The organism is Sphingobium sp. C100 (genome assembly GCF_000508185.1).
In the GTDB taxonomy this organism is placed as follows: Bacteria; Pseudomonadota; Alphaproteobacteria; order Sphingomonadales; family Sphingomonadaceae; genus Sphingobium.
In genome coordinates this window covers 1-15961 of sequence record NZ_AYOY01000218.1, presented here as the reverse complement: position 1 = coordinate 15961, position 15961 = coordinate 1, and the positions used below count along the sequence as shown (strand labels likewise).

Below are 15961 nucleotides of genomic sequence, written 5' to 3'. Positions count from 1 at the left end.
CACCGCGTGGCCGGTCGCCGCTCTCCGCTGACGGCGATCCGCCGTCCCGGCCACCCTCCTGCCCGCTTTGGGGTCGGTTGCGGCCGAACGCCGCCCGCATGTCCGCCAGTTCCTTGGGCCGCTCCTCCGGCTTCGATCCGGCCGCGCGCCACGCCTCGATCACCTTTTGCATATGCGATTTCAGCGGGATCGACAGGTCAAAGCCCCAGCGCAACTGCTCGCTCTGCGACCGCAGGAAATTGATCGGCCGCGCGTCGACCTGCAACAGATTGCCGTCCTCGTCGCGCACGAAGCGTTGCGGGAAGGCCGCCTCTATATCCGGCGTGGGCGTCGGGAAGGCGGCGATCGGATTGCTGGTGCGGCTGTTGAGATAGGTGGCGGTCAGCGTCAGGTTGGGCTTTTCGAACGGCTTTACCCGCGCGCTCAAACGAAACTGGTCGCGCACGCTTTCCCGCAGCGAAACATTGCCGCCCGACAATTGGGTGACGAACACGCTCTGCCCGGTCGCATAGTCGAATACCGAGACATTGGGCGTGGAAATCAGCGGATCGGTGATCTGCGATCCGGTCGGCGCGGCGCGATCCTGGTTGGCCGACGCCAATATCTGCACCGCCTTCACCGGCTGCCAGCGCAGCCCATAGCCCAGCGTCGAAAGCGTGCCGAAATCGGAAAGCTGCTGCGCCGCGACGTTCAGGTTGACGCCGATGTCGCCCACGGCTCCCAGCACGCCCTTCGACCGGCTGGTCAGCGGCACGTCCACGCTCACCTGTCCGCTGCCGATCTCGCGGCTATAATCGGTGCGGCGTTCCTCGCCCGATCGGACCGAGCGGCTTTCAAAGCCATTGGCCGATCCGCCGAGCCGGATGGAAGTCATGACATCGCCCGCGGGCAGGCGGAACAGCGCGCCGCTCACCAGCAGGTCGGCCTGCACCGCCTGGCTCTTGGCGCGCGCGGTGTCGGTCATCCGCGTGGCGAGCAGGCCGGGGGCGAAGTCGCCATAGGGATTGACGCTCGCATCGCCCGCGTCGAGCGCGGCCTGGATCGCATCGGTATCGACGCCCCGGTCGGTGCGGGTGCGGGTGATCGACAGGTCGCCGTTGCCGGTGAAGGACCATTGCCATTTGCGCCCGATCTGCCCGTTCAGCGTCACGCCAACATGGCCGGTGGTGCCGCGCACCTGCTGCCCCAGCGCGCCGGCCTGCGCCAGATAGCGGTAAAGCGTCACGTCCTGGCCGAAGGGGGAAAAGGGCGATCCCGCGTTGAGCCCCAGCGCCGCCGTCGACAGCCCTTGCAGCGAGTCGTTTTCCGACAGTTCCAGCCGCCCGTTGATCGTCGCGGACACGCCGCCCAGCGCGCGGGCCAGGGTCGCGTTGGCGGAAAAATTCTCGGTCGCCGGGCTGAGCGTCCGATAGCGGGTCAGGTCGACGCCAGCCTGCGCATTGGCCCCGGCGACGAAATCGTCCAGCGTCGGCGCGCCATTGGCCGCGCTCGCCGGGACGGCGGCCACCGTTACGGACTGGCCCGCCAATGCCGACAGCGCCGGGTCTATCTCCGCGCCCTGAACCGTGGACGTGACATTGCCCGCCAGCGCATAGGGGCGGTTGGCCGGGGTCGTCACGATGTCGCGCTCGCTTTCCAGCAGGCGCGCGGCGCGGCTATATTCCAGGTTCAGGGTGAAGCGATTGTCGCCCTGGATACGGATGATGCCGGCTTCGACCTCGCCATTTTCGCGCCCGCCCTCGGTGGTCGTGCCCAGCTTGAACTCGCCATTTTCCGCGCGGAAACGCTGGCGCAGCACGATGTTCACCACTTTTTGCGTGGGCGCATAGCCATAGCTGAGCGCCACCTGTTCGGGCAGGATGTCCACCCGCGCCACCGCTTCGGACGGCAGGTCGCGTATCTCGGAAAAGCTGGAGATGCGCTTGCCGTTCAGCAGGATGATCGGCGTGCCGTTGGTCTGCGGCTCCAGTTCGGTGATGAGTTCGCTGATGGACGTGACGCCCAGCGCGCGGACGTCGGCGGAGGAAAGCTGCTGTTCCGCCTCGATCTCGCCGATCACCGCGCCGCGCTGGGGCTGCCCGGTGACGATGATCTCCTCGCCCTCGTCCATCGCGTCCTGCGGCGCGCGCGTGGGGGGCTGGTCCTGCGCCAGCAACGCGCCGGGCGCGGCGCCCATCATCATGGGCAACAGAAAGACGGATGCGGATCGGCGCACAAAAACCCCCAAAGACAGATCGGAACCTTCATGTCCGGTCTAGGTGCCACATGTCGCAAGATTCTGGCATTTGCCGGACAAATTTGTCGCAAATTGTAATGGGGTGGCTGAACGGGGGCTTGCCGACAGGGGTTGTCCAGAGGCGCGGGCGATCAGGCGGCGTCGTGAAAGATGATCCCCAGCATATATCTTGTGCCCGACAAAAGGCGGCTGACGCCATGGCGCATCTGCACCCGGTGGACGCCGCGCGTCCCCTGCACCGGCCGGTCGCGCACCGGGAATATCACCGCATCGCCCTGGTCGAGCGGCACCATTTCGGGCCGCGACTGCATCCGCGGGCGCTGTTCGGTCAGGATGAAGGCGCCGCCGGTGAAATCCGTCTGCGGCCGCGACAGCAGCACCGCCGCCTGCAACGGAAAGATATGCGGGCCATAGACATCCTGGTGCAGCGCATTCCAGTCCCCGGCTTCATAGCGCAGCAGCAGCGGCGTCGGCTTGTCCTGCCCGCCCAGCGCGCAGCGGGCGAGGAAATCCGCATGACGCAGCGGATATATATCCCCCGTGCCCAGCATCGCCGCCCAGCGGTTGGCCTGCGCCGCCAGCGCGGGATAGAGCGCGTCGCGCAGCGTCGCCACGGGCGGGGGCAGGGGATAGTCGAAATAGCGATAGCGCCCGCAGCCAAAGCCATGCCGCGCCATCACCACTTCCTTGCGAAAGACGGCGGGGCTGTCCCACAGCGCCGCGATCGCGGCGCACTGGTCGGGGGAAAGCAGGGCGGGCAGTCGCGCCGCGCCATGCCGGTCTATGTCGGTCAGGTCCATGGGAACAAGGATGGCATCGCCGCGCCTCGCCGTCATCCCGCGCCTTGCGTCCAAACACGAGCGGCGGTTCGCCTGCCGCGATGAGATCGCTCTCGGTGGAGCAGGGCGCGCTGTCTCGTCGGTAAAGGGTGATTGGCAATCAGCTCTCCTTATGAAAGCCTATCCATATGAAAATACGCGTCCTTCCCGCTTTTATATTGCTCATTTCAAGTGGACTATATTGGCAATATATTTGTTATGCCTCCGCTGTCGGGGAGCCATGGGATGCGGATGCCTATTGGACGATCTGGTATCCGGTTTCATTGGTGCTGTCGGCTTTGGCCGGCTTCCTGCTTCGAAGCCGATGGGGCTTGGCGGGCATCATCGTAACAGTTGCGCAGCTTCCCGTGATGTGGATGAACAACGGAACCGGCCCGCTTCTAGTGGTGGGTCTGATAATGCTGTGCGGCCTGTCCATACCGGCGGGACTCGTGGCGATGCTGGTTGACCGGTGGGCGACCAGCCGTCGCTAACCCCTCAATATCCGCCGCGAAGTCGCTGGCCCAACGCGGGCATCGCCGCTATGATGAAGCACGGCGCCGGAACCCCTGTTCCATCCCTGTGTGCCATATTATAAGTAATTGATAAATAACAACTTTCATAGAATCCACAGCGCGCATATGCGCGAAGTTCGGGAAGATTGGCGATGATGCACGGCGGCACGACTGACCAGGGGCAGGGACGCGGCCTCTATCCCCCGATCACCCCTTTCGCCTCGGGCCATCTCGATGTCGGCGACGGGCATCGTCTCTATTGGGAACGGTGCGGGACGCCGGGCGCCAAGCCGGCCGTCTTCCTTCATGGCGGGCCGGGCGGCGGCATATCGCCCGACCATCGCCGGCTGTTCGATCCCGCGCGCTACGATGTGCTGCTGTTCGACCAGCGCGGGTGCGGCCGCTCGACGCCGCACGCCGGGCTGGATGCCAACACGACCTGGCATCTGGTGGCGGATATCGAGCGGCTGCGTGAGATGATGGGCGTCGATCGCTGGCTGGTGTTCGGCGGCAGCTGGGGGTCGACCCTGGCGCTCGCCTATGCGCAGACCCATGTCGCGCGCGTGACCGAACTGGTGCTGCGCGGCGTCTTCACGATCCGCCCGTCGGAGATCGACTGGTATTATCAGCATGGCGCCAGCCGCATCTTTCCCGACAAATGGGAACGCTTCGTCGCCCCGGTGCCGGAATCCGAGCGCGGCAATATGGTGGCCGCCTATCGCCGCCTCCTGACCGGTGATGATCGCGCGGCGCAGGTCGCCGCCGCCCGCGCCTGGAGCGTGTGGGAGGGCGAGACGATCCGCCTGCTGCCCGACCCGGCGCTGTCGGCGACCCACGACGCGGACGATTTCGCGCTCGCCTTCGCCCGCATCGAAAATCATTATTTCGTCCATGGCGGCTGGCTGGAGGACGGGCAACTGATCGGCGACGCGGCCAGGCTGGCGGAGATTCCCGGCGTCATCGTGCAGGGACGCTACGACATGGCCTGCCCGGCGGAAACCGCCTGGGAACTGCACCGCGCCTGGCCGCAGGCGCGGTTCGAGATGATCGAGGGCGCGGGCCATGCCTATAATGAGCCGGGCATATTGGACGCGCTGATCCGCGCGACCGACGGGTTTGCGGATTGAAGCGGATAGCGGGGGGATGATGCGACTGACCGGAACCGGCGTGCTGGGGCTCGCCATATTATTCTTCGTGACGGTGTCGGGCGTCCTTTGGGGCTGCCCGTCCTATAATGTCTACAGCAAGGAACAGGCGGGCCGCGCCGCGCTGGCCGAAGCCCAATCGTCGCGCCAGATCGCGGTGCTGGAAGCGAAGGCGCGGCTGGAAAGCGCCAGGATGCTGGCCGACGCCGAAGTCGTGCGGGCCGAAGGCGCGGCGCGCGCCAACCGCATCCTCCAGGACAGTCTGGGCGGGCCGGACGGCTATCTGCGCTATCTGCAAATCCAGGCGATCGACGGCAAGGACGCCAGCATCATCTATGTCCCGACCGAGGGCGGCCTGCCGCTGCTGGAAAGCAGCCGGCTCGCGCCCCGGCCACGGACCGACAATTGAGGGCGGAACCCCAACGCGGGTCGCCGCTTTGCCATTGGGCGAACGAACAGGAACAGGAACAGGAGCGAGACTGATGAAGACCATGATGTCGGGATGGGCGATGATCCCCGCCGCCCTCGCCCTCGCCTCCTGCGGCGGCGGCGGCGGCGAGGATCAGGCAGCGGCGCCCGTCAATCGCAGCATGCCGGAAACCGGCGCGGCGGCACAGGTCGCGCAGTTGGACGAAGGGCTGCGCAACGGTGTCTTTGAAAAGGCGATCCGCGATTCCGGCACCGCCTGCCCGAGCGTCACGGACTCACAGCGCGCCGATATCCGGCCAGGCGTCCGTGGCTGGAAAGCGCAATGCAATAATGGCAGCGCGCATCTGATCGAAATTACCCCCGACGGCACGGCGAACGTCACCAGCCGCACGGATTGAGGGGAAGGGCGCGCCGTTCAGGCGGCGTAGATCGCCGGGCGATAGCGCGGTTGGGGGATAGATCACATCTCCAGGATCGGTTCGATACCTACCGCCCGAACTTCCGCTGCGTCTTCCCATAGCGCAATTTCCGCGTTCCCGGCTTCCCCTCGGTCGCACGCCCGCGCGGCGCTGCGACCTGCTCGTCGGCGGGCAGGCCAAGCTCCTCCGCCTCCAGCTTGCGGATCTCGTCCCTGATCCGCCCGGCTTCCTCGAACTCCAGGTCGGCCGCCGCCGCGCGCATCTTCTTTTCCAGATCCTCGATATAGGCGCGCAGATTATGGCCGACCAGATGCGGCCGGTCGTCCAGCCCGGTGTCGACCGTGACCTGATCCTTGGACGAGACATGGGCGATGATGTCGCCGATGTTGCGCTTGATCGTGGTCGGCGTAATGCCATGCTCGCGATTATAGGCTTCCTGCTTCTCGCGCCGCCGCCCGGTCTCGTTGAGCGCGCGCTCCATCGACCCGGTGATCCGGTCGGCATAGAGGATGACGCGCCCCTCGACATTGCGCGCAGCACGCCCGATCGTCTGAATCAGCGATGTTTCGGAGCGCAGGAAGCCTTCCTTGTCCGCGTCCAAGATCGCCACCAGCCCGCATTCGGGAATATCGAGCCCTTCGCGCAGCAGGTTGATGCCGATCAGCACGTCATAGACGCCCAGCCGCAAATCCCGGATCAGCTCGATGCGCTCCAGCGTCTCGACGTCGCTGTGCATGTAGCGGACCTTGATCCCCGCCTCATGCATGAACTCGGTCAGATCCTCGGCCATGCGCTTGGTCAGTGTCGTGACCAGCGTGCGATAGCCTTGCGCCGCCACCTTGCGACATTCGTTGATCAGATCGTCGACCTGGTCCTCCACCGGCTTGATCTCGACCGGCGGGTCGATGAGGCCGGTGGGGCGGATCACCTGCTCGCTGAACACGCCGCCGGTCTGCTCCATCTCCCAAGGGCCAGGCGTGGCGGAGACGCTGACCGTCTGCGGCCGCATCGCGTCCCATTCGTTGAAGCGCAGCGGCCGGTTGTCGATGCAACTGGGCAGGCGAAAGCCATATTCGGCCAGCGTGATCTTGCGCCGATGGTCGCCCCGCGCCATCGCGCCGATCTGCGGCACGGTCTGGTGGCTTTCGTCCACGAACAACAGTGCGTTCTCAGGTAGATATTCGAACAGGGTCGGCGGCGGTTCGCCGGGCAGGCGGCCGGTCAGGAAGCGGGAATAATTCTCGATCCCTGCGCAACTTCCGGTCGCCGCGATCATCTCCAGGTCGAAATTGGTGCGCTGCTCCAGCCTTTGTGCCTCCAGCAACTTGCCTTCCGCGACCAGTTCCTTCAGCCGCTCGGCCAGTTCGAAGCGGATCGCCTCCATCGCCTGCTTGAGCGTCGGCCCCGGCGTCACATGGTGGCTGTTTGGGAAGACCTTCACATAATCGAGGCTGGCGACCTTCTTGCCGGTCAGGGGATCAAACTCGACGATCGCCTCGATCTCGTTGCCGAAGAAGCTGATGCGCCAGGCGGTATCCTCATAATGGGACGGGAAAATCTCCAGATTGTCGCCCTTCACGCGGAAATTGCCGCGCGCAAAGCCTGCGTCGTTGCGCTTGTACTGGAGCGCGACGAGCTTGCGGATGATTTCCCGCTGATCCTCGATCCCGCCCTTCTTCATGGAAAAGGTCATGGCCGAATAGGTTTCGACCGACCCGATCCCATAGAGGCAGGATACCGACGCGACGATGATGACATCGTCCCGCTCCAGCAGCGCGCGGGTGGCCGAATGGCGCATCCGGTCGATGCTTTCGTTTACCGAGCTTTCCTTCTCGATATAGGTGTCGGAACGCGCGACATAGGCTTCGGGCTGGTAATAATCATAATAACTGACGAAATACTCGACCGCATTGTCGGGAAAGAAGCTCTTGAACTCGCCATAAAGCTGCGCCGCCAAAATCTTGTTGGGGGCCAGGATCAGCGCGGGCCGCTGCAACGCCTCGATCACCTTGGCCATGGTGAAGGTCTTGCCGGAGCCGGTCACACCCAGCAGCACCTGGTCGCGCTCGCCCGCCAGCGCCTGTTCCACCAGTTCGGGAATCGCGGTGCGCTGGTCGCCCGACGGCTCATAATCGCTCACCAGCGTGAAGGGCCGGCCGCCCTCGCTTTTTTCGGGGCGCGCCGGGCGGTGGGGGACGAAGGTCTCGCCGGTCTCCGGCTCGTCCAGCGTGGTGCGGATCTGAATCGACATGGGGTCGAATATGGGGTCTTTCACGACAGGCGCAATCCGCGTCGCGCGATGGTGGCGACCTTGGACCGATAGCCAGCCTTCGCCACCCATTTGTCCCATGTCATTGAACCGGCGCGCAGCTTCGTTATGGTCGGCTTGGGTAGGGAAACAGGGAGGAATGACATGCGCCGGACAGTCTTGATGCTCGCATTGTTCACGACGGGCCTCGCCGCCTGTGGCGATAAGCCTGGTGACAAGGCGGGGGACATCGCCGCGACCGACGCCATGAGCAAGGCGCAGGTGAAAAAGGCGATCGACAAGGTGCAGCTAAAGCCCGGACAGTGGGAAGGGCGCTTCACCATCCAGGACATCGACCTGTCGGGAATGCCCGGCGCGCCGGACGGGATGGAGGAGCAGATGAAGCATATGATGAGCCAGACCGCGCTCAAATATTGCGTCACGCCCGAAGAGGCGGCCAATCCGAGCGCCGACATGTTCTCCGGCCAGGAGGATAAAAATTGCCGCTATGCCGACTTCTCGGCCGTCGGCGGCACGGTGAAGGGGAAGCTGTCGTGCAAGGCGGAGGGCGGCACGATGAACGCGGCCATGTCCGGCACCTACGCGCCCGACCATTATAGGATGGACATGGACATGAAGATGGAGGGCGGGCCGCAGGGGTCGGCCATGGCGATGAAGGCCCGGTCGGAAGGCAAGTGGATCGGCGCGACGTGCCAGGAGGATCAGTGATCCGCAGCGGTCGTGGAGGCGCATGAAGGGCATTGCTGCTGGCTGTGTGAACGCCCGCTTGGGGACCGGGTCGAACGGCATCATCCGGTGCCCCGGAGCCGGGGCGGGCGCGACACGGTGCCCGTCCATCCGATCTGTCACCGCACCATCCACGCGACGCTGAGCAATATGGAACTGGCGCGCGGCTATGCCGATCCGGCGGCGCTGCGCGACCACCCTGCCATCGCCCATTTCCTGCGCTGGATCGCGGGCAAGCCGGCCGATTTTCACGCGCCGACCAGACAGGATGGCGGGCGGCGGCGGCGATGAAGCACACGCCCCGCATTTTGGCCCCTTGCACTTTGGGCCAGAGGAGTAGAGCCTTGGCCATGGTTCGATAATCAAACAGGTCCGATAACGGAACAGGGGAGAGGTTATGCGATATATGATGCTTGGCGCGGTCCTGGGCCTTGCCGCCTGCGGCAGCGATCCCGCACCCGCGCCGGAGGCGGAGGAAGCGCCGGTGATGATGCAGGCCGGCCAGTGGGAACTGACGCGCAAGACCACCGGCTATAACACGCCCACTGTTACCCCGGCCCAATATCAGGAAGCGCTCAAGCAGATCGGGGAGGAGAAACTCTGCCTCGCCATCGATCAGGATGGTGCGCCCGACGCCGACGCGCTGGCCGGGCCGGAGGGGCAGGATTGCATCTACAAGGACAAGCTGGTGCGCAAGGGCCGGTTGATCGTGACCTTGAGCTGCAAGGCGGGCGCGGGCGTGTCGGAACTCATGGTAGAGGGCAATTATACCGCCGACAGCATGACCCTGGGCACGACCATGACGAAGACCGAAGGCGGCCAACCCGTGCTACGCACCACCCACGACCTGACCGCCCGGCGCGTGGGCGATTGCCCCTCAGGCTGAATAACGCGGGACGGGCGACGATGACGGGGGTGGCTGGCAGCGACCATCCCACTATCGTCGCCCAGAGAGCGCGGGGGCCAACTGGCGCTTGCATGACGTTCAAATTAGTTGGCCACCATCGACCATTTTTTGCCTGTTCCGGACTTGCTTGCAATTCTTCAAAGCAGACATGAAACTGGCATTCATGAAGCTGGCTGCGAAAATACTCGGCCTATTTTGGGCTATCATCATTCTGCCGGGAATGGTCCTTGGTGCGCTGTGGTCAGGATCAATTCCGATGTGGCCCCCGGTAGTGTTAGGCACAGCTGCCGATTTTATAGACTGGGCCGTGTTATTCTCGCTCGCGTATGGAACACCACTTGTTGCAGGCTGTCTCTTCGTTGTTGGGCGCCACCGGGCAAGAGAATGAAGCCGTTTGGGGCAAGCTGCCCGGCGGCACACGACCAGTTATAGGCAGAAGGGGCTAAATTATGGATGCCGGTAAGCGGTCGCATTTGGGTCATCCCCAAAGATCACGCCAGCACTCTGATCCTGTGGATAGCCATGGGCGAATTTGTAGGCGAGCAATGCCTCAACTATAACCTCCTTAAAGGTGGAACGTTGTTCCGGAGGACAGGAAACCGAGTTAACGATCCAGATAAAATCGCATGTCTGTTTCAACGCATCGTTAGCGGTTGGGGTAGCTATGTAGGCCGCGAAGCGTCCTGCGATCTGTTCACCTCTTATTTCAAAATATCGATCGCCGTCCGACGAACCGCCCGAGGGAACCAGTTCAAGATGACGTTGAGGGTCAACCGTCTGTCTCGCTTCGTTGTTCGCTGAAAATGCCATATGGCTGCCATACACCAACACCCCTAATGTCTGCTTAGCGTAAGAAAAAATGTAAAGCCGACCTTCCGCCATCCACCCTTTTCGTCATTCCCGCACCGGCGGCGATCCCTCTCGCCTCCTGCGCGCCAATCGCGCAGGGCAAGATGTGCCCGCTCGCCTGTCGCCTCACTCCAGCGCCCGGATCGCCCTTTCGTCGCATTGCTTGCGGCCCACCGGCACGGGGCTGACGACCGGCACCGGCAGCGACTGGCCGATGCGCAACGGGGCGAAGCGTTTGCGTTCTATGCCCGCGCAGCGCAGCGCCAGTTCCAGCATCCGCGGCGGCGTGTTCCATCCTTCATAGGACAGGCGGAATGTGCCCCAGTGGATCGGGATCGCGGTCGACGCGCCCAGCCGGCGGAAGACCTCCACCGCCTGCACCGGGCCGATATGCGCGTCCGATTGCATCTGCCCCTTCCAGAAGCGGAAGGCGCCGATCGGGATCAGCGCCAGCCGGATCGGTCCGAAACGGCGCGCCTGCCCCGTCCAGCCCATGTCGCCCGCGCCGGTGTCGCCAGCGAAGAAGATATTGCCCGCCCGCGTTTCGATGACGAAGCTCGACCAGAGCGCGCGGTTGCGGTCGGTGCCCCAGCGGCTGCTCCAATGATGGTTGCGGGTCACATGCACCTGATAATCGGGGCAATGTTCGTAACTGCCGCACTGGATCACCGCTTGCGGCGCTAGGCCATTGAGCGCCGCGCCGCTGACCGACTGGCCCCAGTCGAGCGCGGTCGCCGGGATGCCGTTCGCCTTCAATATGGTGTCGTTGCCCAGGCTGGTGACGATTTTGGGCCGATCGCGCGCCCATAGTCGCTTCAGGGTGGGCAGGTCCATATGGTCGTAATGATTGTGGCTGAGCAGGACCAGGTCGATTTTCGGCAGGTCGTCGAACCGGATGCCGGGCTGCGCCACCCGTTTTGGGCCTAGCGGGGGGAACGGACTGGCATAGTCCGACCAGATCGGATCGGTCAGGATGTTGAGGCCCGCCGCCTGCACCAGCACCGTCGCATGGCCGACCCAGGTCGCGCTCATGCCGCGCGGCGCGGCAAAGGGGGCGGGGCGGGAGGGTTTTACCGCGATCGCTTCGGGCCAGGGCGGTCGGTCGTCCGCGCCCAGCAGCCAGCGTGCGATGAAGGTCTGGCGGCTGGTGCCGGGCGGCGCGGGCGGCTCGATCGCGCCGTCGGGATTGAAAAAGCGGGCGCCGTCATAATGGCGGCTGACCGGCCCGTCATAATAGACGCGATCCAGAAACGGGGGCAGGATGGTGAGGATCAAACACAGCGCAATGACCAGGAACAACAGGGCGACGCCCGCGCCCCGGATGATGCTGACAAGCCGACCCATAGTTGCTCCCACGTTGAAGATGCGCGCGGCCATAGAGCATTAAGGCGGCGGCTGGAACCGCCGACGCCTACCAACATGCGGGAAAGCAGAGTCGGGCAGAGCGGCCGCTAGGCTTGGAATGTCCGTCCTTCTTCCTACATGTTCTGCGATTTATTCTCAGCTGGGAGCTTCCAAATGACCGCCACCCGCACCGAAAGTGACAGCATCGGCGCCCTGGAGGTGCCCGCGGACGCCTATTGGGGCGCGCAGACCCAGCGCAGCATCGAGAATTTCCCTTTTGGCGCGACCGAGCGGATGCCGGCCGGCATCATTCATGCCCTCGCCGTCGTCAAGCAGGCGGCGGCGCGGGTGAACCGCCGTCATGGCCTGGACGCCAAGCTGGCCGACGCGATCGAATCCGCCGCTGCCGAAGTGGCGGATGGGCGCCTTGACGACCAGTTCCCGCTCGTCATCTGGCAGACCGGCAGCGGCACCCAATCGAACATGAACGTCAATGAAGTCATTGCCGGCCGCGCCAACGAGATGCTGTCCGGCGCGCGCGGCGGCAAATCGCCCGTTCACCCGAACGATCATGTCAATATGAGCCAGTCGTCCAACGACAGCTTCCCCACCGCCATGCATGTCGCCGCCGCGCTGGCCGCGCAGCGCCATCTGCTCCCGGCGCTGGAGCGGCTGGAAAATACGTTGCTCGCAAAGGTGAAGGCCTGGGCGCATATCGTGAAGATCGGCCGCACCCATTTGCAGGATGCGACGCCGCTGACCCTGGGGCAGGAATTTTCCGGCTATTATGCCCAGATCCGCCTCGCCCGCACGCGCATCGTGCCGCTGGTCGACCATGGCCTCTCCAAATTGGCGCAGGGGGGCACGGCGGTGGGCACCGGACTCAACACGCCGCCGGGCTTTGCCGAGGATGTGGCGGCCGAGATCGCCGCGCTCACCGGTTTCCCGTTCGAAACCGCGCCCAACAAGTTCGAGGCGCTGGCCAGCCAGGACACGCTGGTCGATTTCTCCGGCCGCCTCAACAGCATCGCCGTCGCGCTGACCAAGATCGCCAATGACATCCGCCTGCTGGGCAGTGGTCCCCGTTCAGGTCTGGGCGAACTAGACCTTCCGGCCAACGAACCGGGCAGTTCGATCATGCCGGGCAAGGTCAACCCGACCCAGTGCGAAATGCTGACCATGGTCGCGGCGCAGGTGATCGGCAATCATCAGGCTGTGACTGTGGGCGGGATGCAGGGCCATATGGAACTTAATGTGTTCAAACCGCTGATCGGCGCGGCGGTGCTGCGGTCGATCCATCTGCTGAGCGTTGGCATGGACAGTTTCGTGGAACGTTGCGTCGATGGGCTGATGGCCAATGAGGGACGGATCGCCGAACTTGTCGATCGCTCGTTGATGCTGGTGACGGCGCTCGCCCCCGAAATCGGCTATGACAATGCCGCCGCCATCGCCAAGCACGCCCACAAACAAGGGCTGACGCTCAAGCAAGCCGGCCTGGAACTGGGGCTGGTGGACGAGCCGACCTTCGATCGGCTGGTCCGCCCGGAAAATATGGTTTGAGCATGGTGGAACCGGCGGCCATGCGATACATTAACTCTGTATGAAGAGGAAAAAGCCTGACACCGCCGCGCCGCTCGTCGCGATCCGTCCGCCGAAAAAAGCCGGGCTGTTGCGAAAGGCTGCGCGCGTGGGTGCAACCGTGGTGGCGACCCGCGTCGCCGCTCGCACCGGCAAGACCGGGGTTGCCGGCATCCTCGCTGGTATGGGCGCCAAACGGCTTATCATGCGCTACCCCGCCGGCGCGCTGTTCGTGACCGGAGCCTATATGGCTGGCAAGCTCTATGAGGCGAAGCGCGAGGGCGATCGCAAAAAGGCATTGAAGCTGCTGACTGACAAGAGCGGCGAGCCGATCCCGATCGACAGCGCGCGCAAGGCGAACAAGGCTTAAAGCGCCGCCTGCCACTCCCGGACCGCGTCAATCGGCCAGGTCAGCATCAGGATGTTGAGCGTCAGATTGTCGCGTATCACCGCCAGCGCCAGTAATTCCAGGGCAATCGCAAGCGTCACCGTCAACCAGGCAGGCGCGCGGGCGGCGAACAGGAAGCCGATCGTCATCATGCCGATGTCACTGAGCGAATTGACGATGGAGTCGCCCGAATAGCCAAGGGCAATGGTCGCGGTGCGATAGCGGTCGACGATGAAGGGGGAATTTTCGACAATCTCCCACGCCGCCTCGACCCCCACCGCCAGTGCCAGCCGGAGGCCCATGGGCTGCCGCTGCAGCAGCCAGTGCGCGGCGGCATAGAAGAGGAAGCCGTGGATGACATGGCTAAGGCTGTACCAGTCGGCCAGATGCTGGCTGTTGCCGCTGTCGAGCGCGCCATGCCAGAATTCGACCCGTCCGCAGGTGCAGATGAGCGGCCTTTGCATCAGGAAGAGAATGGCGCAGGTCACCGCAACGATTAGCGCGACGAGGATAAAGCCTTTTCTATTCAACTTCTTACGTGAGCGCGCCAATCCCGTTTTCCTCCAACCCCTTGCAAAAGCCCGTTCTTGAGGCCACTAGCGGTCATGGCCGACAGCATCACCACAGAGACCACCGATTTCAAGCGCCGCGGCGTGCTTTTCGTCCTGTCCTCCCCCTCGGGCGCTGGCAAGTCGACGATCGCGCGCAAGCTGCTCGCGGCCGAACCGGACCTGTCCATGTCGGTGTCCGCCACGACGCGACCGATGCGACCCGGCGAGATCGAGGGCAAGGATTACCATTTCGTCGACCTGGAAGAATTCCGGCGCATGGCGAACGACCATGAGTTTCTGGAATGGGCGCATGTCTTTGGCCAGCGCTACGGCACGCCGCGCGCTTCGGTCGAAGCGATGCTGAAATCGGGCAAGGACGTGCTGTTCGACATCGACTGGCAGGGCGCGCAGCAATTGCACCAGATCGCCGGCGGCGACGTGGTGCGCGTATTCATTCTGCCCCCGTCGATGGAGGAACTGGAGCGCCGCCTGCGCGGCCGCGCCACCGACAGCGAAGCAGTGATCGTTGGCCGCATGTCGCGCGCGGCGGGGGAGATCGCGCACTGGGACGGTTATGACTATGTGTTGTGCAATGTCGATGCGGACGATTGTTTCCGCAGCGTGCAGACCATTCTTCACGCCGAACGCATGAAGCGCAGCCGGCAGACGGGCCTGATCGGCTTCATCCGCAAATTGAGCCGCTATTATCAGGAGGATTGATCCTCCCTATCGTTCGAACCCCGCCGGGTCGGCCCAGTCGGGATGGGTCCAGGCCATCGCCTTGAACAGCGTGCCCATCGCCGCCGCATCGGTCAGGCGGACGCGCGCGGCCTCCACTTCCTCCGCTCTTGCCGGCGTGCCCTGGGCCAGTTGATCGGCGCGTGCGTCGATGCCGAGCTGGCGCAGGAAAGCGCCCTGGCCGACCGGGCCATGAACCCGCAGGCCGGCCTGCCGCGCCATATTGCCCAACATGGTGAAATCGACATGGGTGGTCAGGTCGACCTCCCCCGGATCGGCGAACGGGTCGGCGAACTGGTGCGCCTTCACCGCCTGAAGCGTATCGCCCAGCGTCGGGCCTTCATAGCCATAGTCGATGATCAGCGCGCCGCCGCCCTGGCGCGCGATGCGCTGGGCCAGGGCATAGGCGATGCCGGCGCCCACGATCGGCGATTCCAGGATCGCGCCGTCGGGCGCTTCGGCCGCCAGCGGCGGCAGGCCCGATTCGATGCGGCGATAGCCTGCCACCGGGATGAAGCGCCCCGGTTCGTCGCGGGAGAGGAGGACGCGCTCGCGCCATTCGTCGCCGACGCGGATGCATTGGCGGACCGGCAGCGCGTCGAAAAACTCGTTTGCGACGATCAGCAGCGGTCTTTTGTCGGGCAGGCTGTCGACGCCGTCATGATGGACCACCTGCGGCAGCAGCGCGCGCTGGCGCCCGCGCAGCGTGGGGCTGGTCTCGACGAAATGCACCGGGGGGGCGAGCGCGGCGCGCTCCATCGCCCGCAACGCGTCGGCGGCCAGCGTGCCGCGTCCCGGCCCCAGCTCGACATAGGCGGCTTCAGGGCTGCGACCCGACCGCATCCAGAGGTCGGCCAGCGCCAGACCAATCAGCTCGCCGAACATCTGGCTGATTTCGGGCGCGGTCGTGAAGTCGCCGTCCATGCCCAGCGGGTCGCGGGTGGCGTAATAATGCTGGTTCGCCTCGCCCATATAATGAGCGACAGAGATCGGCCCGCCCGAGGCGATCTGGCGCGCCAGCCGCTCGGCCAGCGGCAGGTCGTCAGCCG

General features: G+C 64.6%; 17 protein-coding genes. 10 read left to right on the top strand and 7 right to left on the bottom strand.

What is annotated here, in order from left to right; all coding sequences use genetic code 11:
• Together C100_RS47255 and C100_RS47250 are read right to left on the bottom strand one after the other, a co-directional pair.
• On the bottom strand, positions 1-2215 hold a 2215-nt coding region (locus C100_RS47255; protein WP_031310411.1), incomplete at its 3' end, for a hypothetical protein.
• A gap of 152 nt (positions 2216-2367) precedes the next feature.
• Positions 2368-3072, bottom strand: coding sequence for a 2OG-Fe(II) oxygenase (locus C100_RS47250; RefSeq protein ID WP_024022203.1), 705 nt, complete (start codon positions 3070-3072; stop codon positions 2368-2370).
• A gap of 131 nt (positions 3073-3203) precedes the next feature.
• Here C100_RS47250 and C100_RS47245 point away from each other — a divergent pair, with 131 nt between their 5' ends.
• The 4 genes from C100_RS47245 to C100_RS47230 all read left to right on the top strand — a co-directional run bounded on the left by C100_RS47245 (position 3204) and on the right by C100_RS47230 (position 5541).
• On the top strand, positions 3204-3548 hold the full coding sequence (locus C100_RS47245) for a hypothetical protein (RefSeq protein WP_024022202.1): 345 nt from the start codon (positions 3204-3206) through the stop codon (positions 3546-3548).
• A gap of 176 nt (positions 3549-3724) precedes the next feature.
• Positions 3725-4696, top strand: coding sequence for a prolyl aminopeptidase (gene pip, locus C100_RS47240; protein WP_031310410.1), 972 nt, complete (start codon positions 3725-3727; stop codon positions 4694-4696).
• A 16-nt stretch (positions 4697-4712) separates the two neighbouring features.
• Complete coding sequence (locus C100_RS47235) at positions 4713-5123, top strand: hypothetical protein (protein ID WP_024022200.1); 411 nt, start codon at positions 4713-4715, stop codon at positions 5121-5123.
• A 73-nt stretch (positions 5124-5196) separates the two neighbouring features.
• Positions 5197-5541, top strand: coding sequence for a hypothetical protein (locus C100_RS47230; RefSeq protein ID WP_200866606.1), 345 nt, complete (start codon positions 5197-5199; stop codon positions 5539-5541).
• Between the two features lie 88 nt (positions 5542-5629).
• On the opposite strand, the gene uvrB is transcribed toward C100_RS47230, so the two are convergent.
• Positions 5630-7813 carry an excinuclease ABC subunit UvrB gene (gene uvrB / locus C100_RS47225; RefSeq protein ID WP_031310408.1) on the bottom strand — a complete coding sequence of 728 codons (2184 nt, stop codon included), beginning with the start codon at positions 7811-7813 and terminating at the stop codon, positions 5630-5632.
• Positions 7814-7975: 162 nt separating this feature from the next.
• On the opposite strand from uvrB, the gene C100_RS47220 reads away from it, so the two are divergent.
• The 3 genes from C100_RS47220 (at position 7976) to C100_RS47210 (ending at position 9443) form a co-directional block, all read left to right on the top strand.
• Complete coding sequence (locus tag C100_RS47220; protein WP_031310407.1) at positions 7976-8539, top strand: DUF3617 domain-containing protein; 564 nt, start codon at positions 7976-7978, stop codon at positions 8537-8539.
• Between the two features lie 12 nt (positions 8540-8551).
• Positions 8552-8848, top strand: a complete 297-nt coding sequence (locus tag C100_RS47215; RefSeq protein WP_024022196.1) for an HNH endonuclease — start codon at positions 8552-8554, stop codon at positions 8846-8848.
• 106 nt (positions 8849-8954) lie between these two features.
• Positions 8955-9443 carry a DUF3617 domain-containing protein gene (locus tag C100_RS47210; protein ID WP_024022195.1) on the top strand — a complete coding sequence of 163 codons (489 nt, stop codon included), beginning with the start codon at positions 8955-8957 and terminating at the stop codon, positions 9441-9443.
• A gap of 468 nt (positions 9444-9911) precedes the next feature.
• Here C100_RS47210 and C100_RS48495 read toward each other — a convergent pair whose 3' ends face one another.
• Positions 9912-10274 carry a hypothetical protein gene (locus C100_RS48495; protein ID WP_161633942.1) on the bottom strand — a complete coding sequence of 121 codons (363 nt, stop codon included), beginning with the start codon at positions 10272-10274 and terminating at the stop codon, positions 9912-9914.
• A 165-nt stretch (positions 10275-10439) separates the two neighbouring features.
• Positions 10440-11657: an MBL fold metallo-hydrolase gene (locus tag C100_RS47205; RefSeq protein ID WP_024022194.1), complete on the bottom strand. Its 1218-nt coding sequence runs from the start codon at positions 11655-11657 to the stop codon at positions 10440-10442.
• 174 nt (positions 11658-11831) lie between these two features.
• Here C100_RS47205 and fumC point away from each other — a divergent pair, with 174 nt between their 5' ends.
• Together fumC and C100_RS47195 are read left to right on the top strand one after the other, a co-directional pair.
• A complete protein-coding gene (fumC, locus tag C100_RS47200; RefSeq protein ID WP_024022193.1) occupies positions 11832-13217 on the top strand; it encodes a class II fumarate hydratase in 1386 nt (461 codons plus the stop codon).
• A 40-nt stretch (positions 13218-13257) separates the two neighbouring features.
• Positions 13258-13605, top strand: coding sequence for a hypothetical protein (locus C100_RS47195; protein ID WP_024022192.1), 348 nt, complete (start codon positions 13258-13260; stop codon positions 13603-13605).
• Here C100_RS47195 and C100_RS47190 read toward each other — a convergent pair.
• The gene (locus C100_RS47190; RefSeq protein WP_200866607.1) at positions 13602-14153 is read right to left on the bottom strand and encodes a DUF2585 family protein; all 552 of its coding nucleotides are present in this window, start codon (positions 14151-14153) and stop codon (positions 13602-13604) included. The two genes, C100_RS47195 and C100_RS47190, sit on opposite strands and share 4 nt — an antisense overlap.
• 75 nt (positions 14154-14228) lie before the next feature.
• On the opposite strand from C100_RS47190, the gene gmk reads away from it, so the two are divergent.
• Positions 14229-14894 carry a guanylate kinase gene (gene gmk, locus C100_RS47185; protein WP_024022190.1) on the top strand — a complete coding sequence of 222 codons (666 nt, stop codon included), beginning with the start codon at positions 14229-14231 and terminating at the stop codon, positions 14892-14894.
• 6 nt (positions 14895-14900) lie between these two features.
• Here the strand turns inward: gmk and C100_RS47180 are convergent.
• On the bottom strand, positions 14901-15961 hold a 1061-nt coding region (locus tag C100_RS47180), incomplete at its 5' end, for a class I SAM-dependent methyltransferase (RefSeq protein WP_024022189.1).